Source organism: Ruminococcus bromii (genome assembly GCF_002834225.1).
Classification (GTDB): domain Bacteria; phylum Bacillota; class Clostridia; order Oscillospirales; family Acutalibacteraceae; genus Ruminococcoides; species Ruminococcoides bromii.
Window position 1 is genome coordinate 17,480 of record NZ_NNSR01000016.1, and the last position, 15,001, is coordinate 32,480.

Below are 15,001 nucleotides of genomic sequence, written 5' to 3' on the forward strand. Positions count from 1 at the left end.
CAAATTTGTAGAACAGGGTATCATCACACTGTTTTGCCGTTTAAAAACTGTATAATATTCAGATTTACGGCTTTCAACTCCTTGAAACAATATGTGAATAAATGTGTTGAAAATGTTAATAATTTGCTCCTGTTATTCACAATATACCGATATGCGGATAGTGTTATGCAAATTTGGATAGCTACATTCCGTGGATGAATAATTATAAATTTTAGTCCGTGTTTTTTCATAATGGGCGGTATTGTATAGAAAAGGGTTTGTGTTATACAATATTAATTGAAAAGGCAAACCAAAAAACGACTTAAATAAGGATGTAAAAAATGCAGTTATACAAAAATTTCTGTAAAGAAACTACCGACGAAAACGGAAAACTGACAAGCTTTGAACTTGTGTTTCCCGAAAACTATAATTTTGGCTATGATGTTGTTGACAAAATGGCAGAACTTGTGCCGAATGACACGGCAGTTGTGTGGACAAATCCTGAAAAAGAGGAAAAGATTTTCACATACTCCGACATCAGCAGACTGAGCAATAAAGCCGCAAATGTGTTCAGAAGTCACGGCATTAAAAAGGGCGACAAGGTTCTTGTTATTCTGAAACGAAACTACGAATACTGGTATGTTGCTCCTGCACTCCACAAGCTGGGTGCGGTTATTATTCCCGCAACAAATCTTCTGACTCAAAGCGACATTTCATATCGCGTAAACACGGCAGGGATAAAGGCAGCTGTCTGCACTCCCGATGAAACTACCGCCGAAGATATTCTTGCGGTTGCATCTCAGCCGAACACGCTTGAAACCGTTTTTGTTCCGAGAAGACAGATTTTCGGTGCGGTTGATTTTACCGAAGAGGTTGAAAACGCTCCCGATACCCTTGAAAGAGTTGAAACAAAAGCAGAAGAGCCTATGGTAATTTACTTTACCTCAGGCACAACAGGCTATCCTAAGGCTGTTGAACACAATCATATCTACACACTCGGACACATCATCACGGCAAAATACTGGCAATGTGTAAAAGACGGCGGACTTCATCTTACCGTTGCCGAAACAGGCTGGGCAAAAGCGTCATGGGGCAAAATCTACGGTCAATGGCTCTGCGGTTCTGCCGTTATGGTCTATGACTTTGACAAATTCTCTCCGGGCAAGCTGTTGCGTATAATGGAAAAATACAAGGTTACAACCTTCTGCGCACCGCCGACAGTTTACAGATACTTCATCAAAAGAGGTATGGACAAGTACGACCTTTCTGCACTTTCTCACCTTACGACAGCAGGCGAGGCACTCAACAACGAAGTTTTTGAAAAGGTGCTTGAGCAAACAGGAATTGAACTTTGTGAGGGCTTCGGTCAGACAGAATCGGTTCTTATGCTTGCAAACCTCAAGGGCGATAAGGCTGTTGCAGGCTCAATGGGCAAGCCTACTCCGCTGTATGATGTCCGCATTGTTGACGATGAGTGCAACGAGGTTAAGCAAGGAAAGGTCGGCGAGGTTGTTGTATTTCCTCCAAAGGACAGAAAACAGCACGGAATTTTCATCACATACTATAACAATGAAGAATTGTACGAAAAGGTGTGGCGGCACGGTGTTTATCACACGGGCGACACGGCATATAAGGATGAGAACGGATATTTCTGGTATGTCGGCAGAGCCGATGACCTTATCAAAACAAGAGGCTTCAGAGTAGGTCCGTTTGAAGTTGAAAATGTTATTATGCAGTACCCGAATGTGCTTGAATGTGCTGTTATCGGAGTTCCTGATAAGGACAGAGGTCAGGCAATTAAGGCGATTGTCAAGATGGCAGACGGAACGACGCATAACAAGGAGCTTGAAAACGAAATCAAAACCTTCTGCAACAAGCGTATGGCAAGCTACAAGTGGATTCAGCACCTTGAAATTGTCGATGAATTTCCAAAAACAATCAGCGGAAAAATCAAGAGAACGGATTTAAGAGAAAATCACAAGGTATAAGAATAATAGGCTGCGAAAAAACAGCCTAACAAAAAATAAGAAGGCACACAACCGAAAGCGATGACGGTTATGTGCCTTCCTGTTTTTTTAATAAAATTCTCCTATATCTGAAACAACCAAAACCGTTTTACTGTCTATTTGCTAACATCACTTTTAATATGTCAATTTATTCCGGTGTATAATTTTGCAGACAGATTTTAGTATATTTTTCTGTATTGACAATATTGTCTGTAAATTATACAATAGTATTGTATCGCTTGTTTTGATGCATATTTGATTTTGCTCTATACAACAGGCTTATTATGTGATGACAGAGGTATAAAATGAACATAACAAAACAGAATTTCAAAAAGATTATTTCATCGGGTCTTTTGGCTCTCACGATTGCCGTATTTACAACAGCGTGTTCAGACGCGGCAGGTTCTTCCGCAACTGCCGATACTGCAAGTGTACAGACAACAGCCGAACAGACAACGAAACAACCGACAAAAGCTAACGCTTCAAATGAATCATTTGATCTAAGGTCACTTCATGTATGCAAAGAAAATGCCGATGACGACCTTGTTGGCATATGGCAGATTACGGCAGGCGAGGGTTCGCAGTATAAGGATTTTTACTATATGTTCAACGGAGAAGGCAAGTCTGTTCTTATAAGCGGAACTTCGGGATATTTCGGCAAATACAGCTACGATACCGATGATGACAACAATCCGACATTCACCACAAAGCTTGTTTTCGGTCTTAACGGAACTTACACCTACAAGCTTTCAGATGACAAAAAAACTGCCGAGCTGACAAATACGGATACAAAGGCGGTTTCAACGCTCAAGAAAACAGACGATCCCGACTTTATTCCCACCCCCGACAAAGACGCATCAATTGACGAAAACCTTGTCGGCTGCTGGATGTCAGACAGCGGCGAATATCTCTGCTTTGACAAGAGCGGAATTATGTATCAGAACCTTTTTGACTATATGTTTGCGTTTTCAAACTACACGGCAAAAGACGGTAAAATTGTTTCAACATACACAACCTCCGACAAAAAAACAACAGATAAATACACTTATTCTGTTCAAGGCGACACACTTACGCTTAACAATGATACCTACTCTAGAATTTCTTTCAGTGATTTAAAGTGATGAATCACCGTTGATTCAATGTTGAAAATTTTTCGTATTTTCTTAACATCATAACAACAATCCCCGAACACAAAAAATGTTCGGGGATTTCTTATTTTCAGAAAGTTATTAACATCTTATCCGTACGGTCTTAAAAAATCAAAGGGAGGGAGATTTCTCACAACTCCGAAAACGAGCAGTATTCCTATCAGTACAAATGTGAGAACCGTGTCAAATTTTTTCAGAGTAAGCCTGCCGTATCTTATGTAGCCGTAAAGCATTTTTCCGAGCAGATACAGAATGAACGGTGAGATTACAAACAAAACCTGATTGCACTCAAAAGCACCTTTAAAATCAAGCCGCAGAATATGTGTAAGCATACCGGTTACACCGCAGCCGGGACAATAAAATCCCGTTATTTTGCGAAAAACACAAGGAATTGCAAAGCCTGTAAACGAAACAATTAAATAATATAAAACACCGGCTGCGACCAAAATAATCGCAGCCGTTGAAAATTTTAATAATCTTTTTTTCATTGATTACTGTGGAGGAAGCATCTTGTTAAGCTCACTCTGCATAAGAGCATAAGAAACAATGCTAAGACCAACGATTGAAAGTATAAGATAAAGTACCGAAGCACTTGAATCAACCATAATACCTCTCTGCATCTTTGCTTCATTGAGCTTTTCGCCCTGCTTGTAGCACCAGTAATAACCGTAAATACCGCAAGTTACAAGTGTAAGCAGAAATACGACTCCGCCTGATGTGCCGTCCTGCTGATGACCTGAAACATAGTTTGTTTCGTCATTGAGCATAATGAGCCAGTAAATTCCGTAAATACCGCAAGTGATGATTGAAAGAAGGATTGCAATACCTACACTTCTCTGTTTCATAATAATTACCTCCGTTTACCTCTTTCAAGGGATTTTAGCAAGGTAAATTATACCATTTGTACGGTACAATGTCAATATAATTTTGTTTTAATATTTGCTATGGTTTGCTGAACTTTGGGCAGATGCCGCATAAGATTATTTAATAACCTCCATACCGCCCATATAAGGACGAAGAACCTCAGGAATCCTGATTGTGCCGTCCTCGTTAAGGTTGTTCTCAAGGAATGCGATGAGCATTCTCGGAGGAGCAACAACCGTGTTGTTAAGAGTATGTGCAAAGTATTTCCTGCCATCCTCGCCTGCAACCCTGATTTTAAGGCGGCGAGCCTGTGCGTCACCGAGGTTTGAACATGAACCAACCTCAAAATATTTTTTCTGACGGGGTGACCATGCTTCAACATCAAGTGAACGAACCTTGAGGTCTGCAAGGTCGCCCGAACAACATTCGAGTGTACGAACAGGAATATCCATTGAACGGAAAAGGTCTACTGTGTTCTGCCAAAGCTTGTCAAACCACATTTTGCTGTCCTCAGGCTTACAAACAACAATCATTTCCTGCTTTTCAAACTGATGAATTCTGTAAACGCCTCTCTCCTCAATGCCGTGAGCACCCTTTTCTTTTCTGAAACAAGGCGAATAGCTTGTGAGAGTGTAAGGAAGATTTTCTTCCTTGTTGATTGTGTCAATGAACTTACCAATCATTGAATGTTCGCTTGTGCCGATAAGATAAAGGTCCTCGCCCTCAATCTTGTACATCATTGAATCCATCTCGGCAAAGCTCATAACGCCTGTTACAACATTACTTCTGATCATAAAAGGCGGTACACAGTATGTGAAACCTCTGTTAATCATAAAATCACGGGCATATGCGATTACTGCACTGTGAAGTCTTGCAATATCGCCCATAAGATAATAGAAACCGTTACCAGCAACCTTTCTTGCAGAATCAAGGTCGATACCATTGAATTTTTCCATAATTTCTGTGTGATAAGGAATTTCAAAATCAGGTACAAACGGATCGCCGAATTTCTCAATTTCAACATTCTGACTGTCATCCTTACCAATCGGAACAGACGGATCAATAATGTTTGGAATCTGCATCATAATTTCTGTTACCTTTGCAGAAAGGTCTGCCTCCTGCTTTTCAAGCTCTGCAAGCTGCTCTGCCTGCTTTGTAACCTCTTCTTTAAGAGCCATGCCCTCTTCTTTTTTACCCTGAGCCATAAGAGCGCCAATCTGCTTTGAGATTTTGTTTCTGTTTGAACGAAGCTCGTCCGCCTGCTTTTTAACAGCTCTGCTCTGCTCATCAAGTTCAATTACCTGATCAACAAGCGGAAGTTTGTGGTCTTGAAACTTCTTTTTGATATTTTCTTTTACTGCGTCGGGATTTTCTCTTAAAAATTTAATATCTATCATTTTAAAATACCTCTTTATGTAATGTTATTTAAGTTTGTTTGAAAGCTCTGTGAGTTCTTCATCAGAGTAAAATTCAATTTGAAGTACGCCGCCCTGTTTACCCTTGCTCTTTGAAACGCTGATTTTTCGTCCAAGGCTTTCGGACAGTGCAAGCTCAACCATACTGTAGAACGAAGGCTTTTTCTCAGGCTTTTCTTTCTTCTGAACTGTCGGCTTTTTTTTGCAGATTTTTTCAACCTGTCTTACCGAAAGGTCTTTTGCCACAATTTCATCTGCAAGCTCCGTCATAAGCTCTTCGTTCTCAAGCGTAAGCAACGCTCTTGCATGACCTGCCGAGATTTTGCCGTCTTTCAGATATTCCATTATGTTATCGGGAAGTTTAAGGAGTCTTAATGCGTTTGCAACTGCGGGACGGGATTTTCCGACCGACTTTGCAACCTCTTCCTGCGAAAAGCCGTGTTCATCAATAAGTGCCTTGTATCCGAGAGCTTCTTCAACAGGGCTTAAATCCTCACGCTGAAGATTTTCAATAAGAGCAATCTCCATTGTTTCGGTATCGGTAAGCTCCTTGATTATAACAGGGACTTCGGTAAGGCCTGCCATACGGCTTGCTCTGTATCTTCTCTCGCCTGCCACAATCTGATAACCGCCGAGTGTGAGCGGACGAACAAGCAACGGCTGTAACAGTCCGTGCTGTGAAATACTCTCTGCAAGCTCCGACAAAGCCTGTTCGTCAAATTCTTTTCTCGGCTGAGTACGGTTCGGTTCAATCTCCGAAATTTTGAGTGTTACTGTTCCGCCGTCTGTTTCGGAATCGTTTTCTATAAATATTGCGTTCAGACCTTTTCCAAGGCCACCGAGTTTTTTTGCCAAATCAGCCTCTCTCCTTTCCGACTATTTCTTCGGCAAGGGTCATATATGCCTGACTGCCCTTGCAGGATTTGTCATAGTAGATAACGGGCATACCAAAGCTTGGTGCTTCGGAGAGCCTGACTCCCCTCGGAATTACGGTTTTAAAAACCTTTCGTGGAAAGAATTTTTTCACTTCATCTACTACCTGCTGTGTAAGATTAAGTCGTCCGTCATACATTGTAAGCAAAACGCCTTCAATCTCTATTGATTCGTTGTACTGCCTTTTTATTCTTCGTACCGTGTTGATAAGCTGTGACAATCCCTCAAGTGCATAATACTCGCATTGAATCGGCACAAGGAATGTGTCGGCAACCGTCAATGCATTTGCCGTAATAAGTCCGAGTGACGGAGGACAGTCTATGATTATGTAATCGTAGTACTGCTTTATCGGGAGCAAGGCATTCTTTAGAAGTGCCTCTCTGTGCGGTTTTTCCGCAATTTCAAGCTCTGCGGCAGCCAGATCAAGGCTTGACGGAAGAATATGCAGATTGTCATACGGAGTTGTAAGAACACATTGCTCGGCCTTTGCACCGTCAACAAGAATCGAATAGGTTGAATACTTTACTTTGCTCTTATCAATGGCGACACCGCTTGTGGCATTTCCCTGCGGATCAGCGTCAACAAGGAGTGTTTTCTTGCCCATTTTTCCCAGACAAGCCGCAAGATTAACGGAGGTTGTGGTCTTCCCCACACCTCCCTTTTGGTTTGATACTGCAATTATTTTTGCCAAAAAATCACCTTGTCTTTTGTTTTTATGACTTTTATATCTTTTACTCTAAAATTATATCATACTGCACACCATTTTTAAAGCTATTTTAAAGATTTTTTGGGATTTGCGGCAACTTTTTTTCTTAATCAAAACACAAATGTTTCACGTGAAACAATTACTGTATAACCAAAAAAATAAAAACTATACAACGCAAAAAGCCGCACATTTCTGTGCGACTCTTTGCAAGGGGTTTAGATAAGGAAATGGGTATGAGTGGAACGGATGCTTTCGCATCCTCCGGAAAGTGAATTAAGCAGTTTTTTCTGCGTCAGGCTTTTGATGTCTTTTAGGAATCCGTATTGTGTATTCAATAAAATTGTCTGTGTCTTTTTTGTTTGATTGTGCATCGATTCCTGCAAGACGCATAGTATCAATAGCCTTGTTAATTGTGTTAAGAAAAATTCGTAGGTCTTTTATCACCGCTTTGCTTGTACCTTTGGATTTTATTGTTTTCGGTACAGAATTGATTAAAATGCCGACGAGCTCATCAGTCTGACTTGTGTTGAGATTTTCCGAAATTATTTTTGACAAAGCCTCATGTCTTAAAGCGTCATCTTCAATTCTCAAAAGAGCCCTTGCGTGCCTTTCGGTTAATCCGGCGTTTACAATCCACTCCTGTTCCTCATATGTAAGACGAAGAAGTCTTAATTTATTTGCAATAGTAGATTGACTCTTCCCCAGTCGGTTCGCTGCTTCCTCTTGGGTAAGACCGTAACGCCTGATCAGCTTTGAAATCCCGCGAGCTTCCTCGAATATACCGAGGTCGCTGCGCTGGAGATTTTCAAGGAGAGCATAAATGGCTGACTCTTTTTCTGAACACTTTAAAACGATGCATGGCACCTTTCGCAGACCTGCCAAAACCGAAGCCCTAAGGCGGCGTTCACCTGCCACAAGCTCATACTCCGCAGCCGAGATTTTTCTCACCGAAAGCGGCTGCAAGATACCGTTTTCGCTGATTGATGTGGAAAGAGCTGCAAGTTCGGTTTCATCAAAGGTTTTGCGAGGTTGTGCTTTGTTCGGTCTGATTTTAACAATCGGAATCTCTAAAACTTTATTATCGTTTTTGAGCATAAAATTCAACCGCATCGCCTCAATGTCCGTTAGCATCAGGGGTTGTCCCTGTGCTATTATAATAACATAAGCACGGTGCGGTTGTTGTCGCTTTGTGAGCAACTTTTTTAAAATGTTTTACCATAAAATGGTAATTTATCAAAAAAGCTGTCGAAATTTATCACAACGGTTGTGACTTTATTTTGCCCGAAATTCTCGGGTATTGTTTTGGAGTTGGTTTAATCTTTTTAATCACAATAATTGTACGCTCGCCCTCGTCACACGGAAGATTAAACTTGTGAACCTTTTCAACTTTACCACCGAGTAATTTCAAAGCATTTTCTGCTCCGTCAAGTTCTTCATCGGCATTCGGCCCTTTCATTGCTACAAACAAACCGCCAACTTTAACATACGGCAAGCAGTATTCGCAGAGAACATTCAGCCTTGCAACAGCTCTTGAAACGGCAAAATCAAATTTATCACGGTAGTGACTGTTTTTGCCGCCCTCCTCTGCCCTGCTGTGGACAAGTTCCGCATCAAGTCCTGTATTATTAAGAACCGTGTCAAGAAATGTGAGTCTTTTGTTAAGGCTGTCTAAAAGTGTCAGCTTTATGTCAGGTCTTGCAATTTTCAGCACAACACCCGGAAAACCTGCACCTGTTCCCACATCAATAATGCTTGCATTCTTCTTAACATCAACAAAGTTGAAAAGTGTAAGGCTGTCGGCAAAATGCTTGACCGCAACACCCTGTTCATCGGTTATTGCAGTAAGATTCATCTTTTCGTTCCACTCAACAAGCAATTTGAAATATGTATCAAACCTTTGCAGCATTTCACAGTCAAGCTGAGTTTTAAAACCATCGGTAACGGTAGTAAGAGTATCTTTAATTGCCATTACTGCCTCCTGTTGTTCTGAGCAAGCCAGATAAGAAGTACACTGATATCCGCAGGAGAAACACCCGAAATTCTTGATGCCTGTCCGATATTAAGCGGTTTAATCTTATTAAGCTTTTCCCTTGCCTCAAGTCGAAGACCTTCAATTTCATTGTAATCAAAGTCATTTGGCAGCTGCTTAACCTCAAGCTTTTTCATCTGCTCAACCTGTTTAAGCTGTTTTTGAATATATCCCTCGTACTTAATTTCAATTTCAACCTGTTCAAAGATATTCGGGTCAAGTTCGGGTCTTGTTTTGTCTATACTCTTGAGTGCGTCATAACCGAGCTGAGGTCTTTTCATAAGTTCAATAAGTCTTACGCCTGTAGTAATTTCAGATGTTTCACGTGAAACAAGTATCTTGTTTACCTCATCATCAGGCGAAATGACCGTATTTTTAAGTCTTTTAAGCTCTTCTTTTTTAAGCTCCTGCTTTTTAAGATACTTTGCGTATCTTTCATCGCTTATAAGTCCAATTTTATGACCGAGAGGGGTAAGTCTTTCATCGGCATTATCCTGACGAAGCACAAGTCTGTACTCACTTCTTGAAGTCATCATTCTGTACGGCTCATTCGCACCCTTCGTAACGAGATCGTCAACAAGAGTGCCGATATAGCTTTCCGAACGGTCAAATATAACAGGCTCTCTGCCGAGAACCTTCATTGCGGCATTGATTCCGGCAACAAGTCCCTGAGCCGCCGCTTCCTCATAACCCGATGAACCGTTGAACTGACCTGCGCCGAACAGTCCGCCAAAATCTTTAAATTCAAGTGTCGGGTTCATTGCAAGCGGGTCAACGCAATCGTATTCAATCGCATAAGCAGGCCGCATAACAAGACAATGTTCAAGACCTTTGATTGTGTGATAAAATTTCAGCTGAACCTCTTCCGGAAGTGACGAACTCATTCCCTGAAGATACATTTCCTCGGTATCAAGTCCGCACGGCTCAATAAAAAGCTGATGTCTTGGCTTATCCTTAAAACGCATAATCTTATCTTCAAAGCTCGGACAATAACGGGGACCAACGCCCTCAATTTTGCCTGCATATAGCGGTGAACGGTGAATATTTTCAAGAATAATCTGCTTTGTTTCGTCATTTGTCCAGCTTATGTGGCATTCAACCTTATTCTCACCGAGATTTTCCGTTTCATAAGAAAACGGCTGAGGCGGTTCATCGCCCTTTTGAACTTCAAGCTCAGAAAAATCAATTGAACTTCTGAGAACTCTTGCAGGAGTACCTGTCTTAAATCTTCTCAACGGCAGACCGAGTTTTTTAAGGCTTGCACCGAGAAATGCGGCAGGAAAAATTCCGTCGGGACCGCTCTCATATGAAACCTCGCCTACAAAAATTCTGCCGCCGAGATATGTACCGGTTGCAATAATAACAGTCTTACATTTAAACACGGCAAGCATTCTTGTGGTAAGATTATAACCGCCGTCAACCTTTTCAATGTCAGTAATTTCAGCCTGACGGAGATCAAGGTTATTTTGCAGTTCAAGCTTATGCTTCATAACGGTAGAATATTTTCTTCTGTCAATTTGTGCTCTCAAAGAATGAACAGCAGGACCTTTTCCCCTATTAAGCATTCTGGATTGCAAAAAGCATTCGTCGGCAGTCTTACCCATTTCGCCGCCGAGTGCGTCAATTTCACGGACGAGATGTCCTTTTGCAGTTCCGCCGATTGACGGGTTGCATGGACAGTTTCCGACTGCGTCCATATTTATGGTAAATATTGCAGTTTTACAGCCGAGCCTTGCCGCAGCAAGAGCCGCCTCGATTCCTGCGTGACCTGCACCCACTACCGCAACATCATATTCACCGGCTAAATAATTCATAACATCACCTATTTTCCTACGCAAAAATTGTGGAACACCCTGTCTACAACTTCATCACTTGTTCTTTCGCCTGTCAATTCAAGTAATTGCGAAATTGCATCCTCAATTGAAACAGTTACCGCGTCAAATGTCATTCCAAATTCAAGCGCATTTTTTGCCTCAATAACAGAATCAAGGGCATTTTTAACGGCTATTCTCTGTCTTTCATTTGAAAGAACACCTTCGCTCGGATTAAAATTCTGTGTACCCGCAATTTTTTCAACAGCTTTTGTGAGATCATCTCTGCCGTCACCGTTAATTGCAGATATATATACTATATATTTTATATTTTTACTGATATATTTAATATCAAGCTTATTATCAAGATCAGTCTTATTGATTACAGCAATTGACGGTACAGACTTAGCAGACTCAATAAGATTATAATCATCCTCGTCAAGCTCTCTGCTGTTGTCAAAAACAGCAAGCAGAAGACCGCATTGCTCAAGTCTTTTTCTCGCCCTGTCAATACCGATTTTTTCAACAGCGTCATCAGTATCACGAAGCCCCGCCGTATCGCTTAGATTCAAAACCACATCACCGACCGTTACTGTATCCTCTACAATATCTCTTGTAGTTCCGGGAATGTCTGTAACAATACTTTTTTCATAACCCGAAAGCAAGTTCATAATTGTACTTTTACCAACATTCGGTCTGCCGGCAATTACGGTGTCAATTCCTTTTTTCACCGTCTGACCGCAATCGTAGCTGTCGAGCAATGACTGCAAACACTTGATTGCACTGTCACAGGTTTCAATTACGGAATCAACCGTTACCTCGGCAATATCCTCCTCAGGATAATCAGCCCATGCAGAAAGATGGGCAGCCTGTGAGAGAAGATCATTTTTTACGCCGTCTATTTTTTTGCGCAAGGCACCCTCTTTCACACAAAGAGCAGCCCTTGCCGCACCTCTGCTTTTTGCACTGATAATATCAATAACAGCCTCAGCTTCAGTTAGGTCAATTTTACCGTTAAGAAACGCACGCTTTGTAAACTCGCCTGCCTGTGCAGGTGCAGCACCTGCGTTAAGAACGGCACGCAGAACTCTTTTTGTAATGTAAAGTCCTCCGTGGCACGAAAGCTCTACAACATCTTCACCGGTATAACTGTGCGGTGCTTTAAAAACAAGAGCGACCGCCTCGTCAATATCTTCACCGTTTTCGAAAATTTTTCCGAACGACGCTGTATAGCCTTTCATCTCAGTAACCTTTTTACCTGAAATTGAATTAAAAATTTTATCAGCAATTTGAAGTGCATTGTCACCCGAAATTCTAATAACGCCTATGCCGCCCTCGCCCTGAGCAGTGCTTATAGCGGCAACTGTATCGTAATTCATAAAATCACCAAGAAAAAAGGGCGGTTAAAAACCGCCCTATTATTATTTGTCTATTCTTCCGTAAAGACCTGTTGTTCCGCCCTCGTTGAGTGGCTTTCTGTCAGGATTTGCGGGAGTATTATGCTCTGAACGGTTTGCGCTGTATGGGCGTCTGCCGCCTCTGCCTCTGTTGTTATAGCCGCCGTTTCTGCGAACGGGCTTTGCTGCCTTTGGATCCGGACCGATAACAACATGGCGGTTTGCATTCTCGCCTTCGCTCCATGAAATAGCACCGTTTATCTTTTGAACAGAAGTATGGATAATTCTTCTTTCATAAGGATTCATAGGTTCAAGATTTGTCTTTCTGCCTGTTTTAACAGCCTTGAAAGCAAGCTTTCTGCCGAGAATTTCAAGAGTTTTTTCTCTCTTTTCTCTGTAGTTGCCTGTGTCGATAGTTACCTTAAAATAGCTGTTGTCTGTGTGGTTTGCAACAAGGCTTGTAAGGTACTGAAGAGAATCAAGAGTTTCACCTCTTCTGCCGATTACAAAACCGACATCATCACCTGTAAGATTAAATTCAATACCGCCCTCAATCTCATTTTTCTCTATCTGAACGCTTTCAAGCTTCATATTATCGAGGACATCTCTTAAAAACTTCTCTGCCTTTTCAGCGGGAGTTTCTTTGAGAGTGATTTTAACCTTTGCAGGCTGACCGCCAAAAAGACCGAATTTTTTCTTTTCGGCTCTCTGAATAACCTCAAATTCAACCTCAGCGGTTTCATCAAGGCCAAGCTGTTTTTTGGCATCGTTCAATGCGTCAACTTCGTTATCACCAACGCCGATAGCTTCTTTAATCACAATATCACCTGATTTCAAACTTCTACTTCTTTTTCTTTTTTGATTTTGTATTTTCTTCCGCACCTTCAGAAAGACCGTGCGGAACATAGTTATACTTAACAAGAGCCTCCTGCTCAAGCATAAGAGCAGCGTGTCTTGCCTCGGATGTTGCTGTCATTCTCTGCGGACTGAAAAGCTTGCCGACAACAACCGACTGAACAAGGCTTACGAGTGAAGATACAATCCAGTAGAATGCAACGGCTGACGGAACGATATATGCGATATATGCCGAGAAAAGCGGCATTGCGTACATCATAACCTTCATACAGCCCTGCTGTTGCTGCATAGGATTGTTTTTTACGTTGATTCTCATTGTAATAAACTGTGTAAGCACATTTGACGCAAAACAGATTACAGGGAAAAGAATCATCGGACTCCAAATACCGTAGTCCTGAGGAATTGCAAAAAGATTCATGCCAAAGGTGTTAAAGCCTTTTTCAAACATATTGATTGTATTGATTTGATCTGCATTAAAAATCTGCTGAATAGCGTCAATATTTTGAAAACAGCTGAAATCCTTCAAAAAATAAATTTCCTGATATGTAGCATTGGTTGCACCCGACGCTGCTGTATAACCCGGAATTGTGTTTACATAGTTAAGAGCTTCCGTTACCTTTGCACTGTCTATGTGAAGTGTGTTTGTAAGAGGATATGCGACAGCATAGAATACGCCGAAGAGAACCAAAAACGGAACAATCATCGTAAGGCAGCCGCCTGTCGGCTTAACTCCCTCTTTTTCGTAGAGCTTAGATATCTCTTCCTGAGCCTTTTGTCTGTTGTTTTTATATTTTTCCTGAATTTCCTTTTGCTTTTTTGAAAGTCTTGCGGTACCTGCCATTGATTTTTGCTGTTTGATTGTAAAAGGAAACATACAAAGTCTTACAATAATTGTAAAGACAATAATTGACAGTCCGAAATCTTTAAGTATATAGAAAGCTCCCCACAGCACATAGCCGAGCAAACTTCCGAGAAAACCAAAGATTTGCATACAGTTACCTCACTTTAAATTCTTACTCTTTGGCTTTTTTTCCGGTACCGGGTCGTAACCGCCCTTTGAAAACGGATTACAGCGCAGAATACGCCAAACGGTAAGCGCTGTGCCTTTGAGTGCTCCAAACCTTTCAATTGCCTCGATACCATACTGCGAACAAGTCGGAATATATTTGCAATGACTCGCCGTCAGCGGAGAAATTGAGGTTCGGTAAAACCTGATGATTGCCAGAAGAATGCGTTTCATAAAACTATCCCTCTTTTAAAACACCTGCAAGCAAAAGCTGCCTTTTCATTTCTTTACAAACAACAGTGCTTTTCACATACGGTGTTTTACCTCTGGCAACAAAAACAAAGTCGTATCCCTTTTTAATGTCAGGATAAAGCTCGTAATAAGCCTCTCTTATTACCCTTCTCGACCTTGTACGCCTTACGGCTTTTCCAATTTTCTTGCCGGTGGTTATTCCAAAACGCAGGTTATCGGATTTGTTTTTTAACACATAGGTTACCAAAACAGGACCAACAAAGGATTTTCCCCGTCTGTAAAGTCTGGAAAAATCCCTGTTATCCTTCAAAGTGATATATTCACCCATAATTTACCACCTTGCAAACAGGTGCATTAAAAAAGAAAGACCACCGGTTAAAAGTGGTCTTCTCTTTAATAAGACAACCTTTTTCTACCTTTAGCTCTTCTTCTGGCTAAAACTTTCTTGCCGTTAGATGTAGACATTCTCTTTCTGAAGCCGTGCTCCTTTTTTCTGTGGAGCTTCTTAGGCTGATAAGTTCTCAACATAATGAAAACCCTCCCTTCAAAATATAACCTTGCAATATAGCATTATATCTTAATTTCAGCCTGTAGTCAACA

At 41.3% G+C, this 15,001-nt stretch carries 16 protein-coding genes; 2 read left to right on the forward strand and 14 right to left on the reverse strand.

The genetic code is table 11. The features are described from left to right. Positions 1 to 320 precede the first annotated feature (320 nt). Positions 321 to 1,967 carry an AMP-binding protein gene (locus RBATCC27255_RS00705; protein WP_101028293.1) on the forward strand — a complete coding sequence of 549 codons (1,647 nt, stop codon included), beginning with the start codon at positions 321 to 323 and terminating at the stop codon, positions 1,965 to 1,967. A 323-nt stretch (positions 1,968 to 2,290) separates the two neighbouring features. Next, positions 2,291 to 3,106, forward strand: a complete 816-nt coding sequence (locus tag RBATCC27255_RS00710) for a hypothetical protein (protein ID WP_101028294.1) — start codon at positions 2,291 to 2,293, stop codon at positions 3,104 to 3,106. 116 nt (positions 3,107 to 3,222) lie between these two features. Here RBATCC27255_RS00710 and RBATCC27255_RS10615 read toward each other — a convergent pair whose 3' ends face one another. The 14 genes from RBATCC27255_RS10615 to rpmH form a co-directional block, all read right to left on the reverse strand. Continuing rightward, positions 3,223 to 3,621 (reverse strand): DUF2752 domain-containing protein, encoded by a 399-nt coding sequence (locus RBATCC27255_RS10615; protein ID WP_101028295.1) that lies wholly within the window; start codon positions 3,619 to 3,621, stop codon positions 3,223 to 3,225. 3 nt (positions 3,622 to 3,624) lie between these two features. Continuing rightward, the gene (locus RBATCC27255_RS00720) at positions 3,625 to 3,978 is read right to left on the reverse strand and encodes a DUF4234 domain-containing protein (RefSeq protein WP_101028296.1); all 354 of its coding nucleotides are present in this window, start codon (positions 3,976 to 3,978) and stop codon (positions 3,625 to 3,627) included. Positions 3,979 to 4,113: 135 nt separating this feature from the next. Beyond that, on the reverse strand, positions 4,114 to 5,394 hold the full coding sequence (gene serS, locus RBATCC27255_RS00725; RefSeq protein ID WP_101028297.1) for a serine--tRNA ligase: 1,281 nt from the start codon (positions 5,392 to 5,394) through the stop codon (positions 4,114 to 4,116). A 24-nt stretch (positions 5,395 to 5,418) separates the two neighbouring features. Further along, the gene (locus RBATCC27255_RS00730; protein WP_101028298.1) at positions 5,419 to 6,267 is read right to left on the reverse strand and encodes a ParB/RepB/Spo0J family partition protein; all 849 of its coding nucleotides are present in this window, start codon (positions 6,265 to 6,267) and stop codon (positions 5,419 to 5,421) included. Position 6,268: 1 nt separating this feature from the next. Beyond that, positions 6,269 to 7,036, reverse strand: coding sequence for a ParA family protein (locus RBATCC27255_RS00735; protein WP_101028299.1), 768 nt, complete (start codon positions 7,034 to 7,036; stop codon positions 6,269 to 6,271). Between the two features lie 288 nt (positions 7,037 to 7,324). Further along, on the reverse strand, positions 7,325 to 8,146 hold the full coding sequence (locus RBATCC27255_RS00740) for a ParB/RepB/Spo0J family partition protein (protein ID WP_242958518.1): 822 nt from the start codon (positions 8,144 to 8,146) through the stop codon (positions 7,325 to 7,327). A 160-nt stretch (positions 8,147 to 8,306) separates the two neighbouring features. Beyond that, positions 8,307 to 9,020, reverse strand: coding sequence for a 16S rRNA (guanine(527)-N(7))-methyltransferase RsmG (gene rsmG, locus RBATCC27255_RS00745; protein ID WP_101028301.1), 714 nt, complete (start codon positions 9,018 to 9,020; stop codon positions 8,307 to 8,309). Continuing rightward, entirely contained in the window at positions 9,020 to 10,894 is a 1,875-nt protein-coding gene (gene mnmG / locus RBATCC27255_RS00750) for a tRNA uridine-5-carboxymethylaminomethyl(34) synthesis enzyme MnmG (protein WP_101028302.1), read from the reverse strand. Before mnmG ends, rsmG begins: the two co-directional genes overlap by 1 nt. An 8-nt stretch (positions 10,895 to 10,902) precedes the next feature. Then, a complete protein-coding gene (gene mnmE, locus RBATCC27255_RS00755; protein WP_101028303.1) occupies positions 10,903 to 12,270 on the reverse strand; it encodes a tRNA uridine-5-carboxymethylaminomethyl(34) synthesis GTPase MnmE in 1,368 nt (455 codons plus the stop codon). A 42-nt stretch (positions 12,271 to 12,312) separates the two neighbouring features. Further along, the gene (gene jag / locus RBATCC27255_RS00760; protein WP_242958520.1) at positions 12,313 to 13,125 is read right to left on the reverse strand and encodes an RNA-binding cell elongation regulator Jag/EloR; all 813 of its coding nucleotides are present in this window, start codon (positions 13,123 to 13,125) and stop codon (positions 12,313 to 12,315) included. Positions 13,126 to 13,129: 4 nt separating this feature from the next. Beyond that, positions 13,130 to 14,134 (reverse strand): YidC/Oxa1 family membrane protein insertase, encoded by a 1,005-nt coding sequence (locus RBATCC27255_RS00765; protein ID WP_101028305.1) that lies wholly within the window; start codon positions 14,132 to 14,134, stop codon positions 13,130 to 13,132. A 9-nt stretch (positions 14,135 to 14,143) separates the two neighbouring features. Then, a complete protein-coding gene (yidD, locus tag RBATCC27255_RS00770; protein WP_101028306.1) occupies positions 14,144 to 14,383 on the reverse strand; it encodes a membrane protein insertion efficiency factor YidD in 240 nt (79 codons plus the stop codon). A gap of 4 nt (positions 14,384 to 14,387) precedes the next feature. Next, positions 14,388 to 14,729: a ribonuclease P protein component gene (rnpA, locus tag RBATCC27255_RS00775; protein ID WP_101028307.1), complete on the reverse strand. Its 342-nt coding sequence runs from the start codon at positions 14,727 to 14,729 to the stop codon at positions 14,388 to 14,390. Positions 14,730 to 14,794: 65 nt separating this feature from the next. Beyond that, positions 14,795 to 14,929: a 50S ribosomal protein L34 gene (rpmH, locus tag RBATCC27255_RS00780; RefSeq protein WP_015523014.1), complete on the reverse strand. Its 135-nt coding sequence runs from the start codon at positions 14,927 to 14,929 to the stop codon at positions 14,795 to 14,797. Positions 14,930 to 15,001 lie beyond the last annotated feature (72 nt).

What these genes read in the sequence shown, in the direction of transcription:
- RBATCC27255_RS00705 (WP_101028293.1), top strand. Translation starts at nt 321, where the DNA reads ATGCAGTTATACAAAAATTTCTGTAAAGAAACTACCGACGAAAACGGA.
- RBATCC27255_RS00710 (WP_101028294.1), top strand. Translation starts at nt 2,291, where the DNA reads ATGAACATAACAAAACAGAATTTCAAAAAGATTATTTCATCGGGTCTT.
- RBATCC27255_RS10615 (WP_101028295.1), bottom strand. Translation starts at nt 3,621, where the DNA reads ATGAAAAAAAGATTATTAAAATTTTCAACGGCTGCGATTATTTTGGTC.
- RBATCC27255_RS00720 (WP_101028296.1), bottom strand. Translation starts at nt 3,978, where the DNA reads ATGAAACAGAGAAGTGTAGGTATTGCAATCCTTCTTTCAATCATCACT.
- serS (WP_101028297.1), bottom strand. Translation starts at nt 5,394, where the DNA reads ATGATAGATATTAAATTTTTAAGAGAAAATCCCGACGCAGTAAAAGAA.
- RBATCC27255_RS00740 (WP_242958518.1), bottom strand. Translation starts at nt 8,146, where the DNA reads ATGCTCAAAAACGATAATAAAGTTTTAGAGATTCCGATTGTTAAAATC.
- rsmG (WP_101028301.1), bottom strand. Translation starts at nt 9,020, where the DNA reads ATGGCAATTAAAGATACTCTTACTACCGTTACCGATGGTTTTAAAACT.
- mnmG (WP_101028302.1), bottom strand. Translation starts at nt 10,894, where the DNA reads ATGAATTATTTAGCCGGTGAATATGATGTTGCGGTAGTGGGTGCAGGT.
- mnmE (WP_101028303.1), bottom strand. Translation starts at nt 12,270, where the DNA reads ATGAATTACGATACAGTTGCCGCTATAAGCACTGCTCAGGGCGAGGGC.
- RBATCC27255_RS00765 (WP_101028305.1), bottom strand. Translation starts at nt 14,134, where the DNA reads ATGCAAATCTTTGGTTTTCTCGGAAGTTTGCTCGGCTATGTGCTGTGG.
- yidD (WP_101028306.1), bottom strand. Translation starts at nt 14,383, where the DNA reads ATGAAACGCATTCTTCTGGCAATCATCAGGTTTTACCGAACCTCAATT.
- rnpA (WP_101028307.1), bottom strand. Translation starts at nt 14,729, where the DNA reads ATGGGTGAATATATCACTTTGAAGGATAACAGGGATTTTTCCAGACTT.
- rpmH (WP_015523014.1), bottom strand. Translation starts at nt 14,929, where the DNA reads ATGTTGAGAACTTATCAGCCTAAGAAGCTCCACAGAAAAAAGGAGCAC.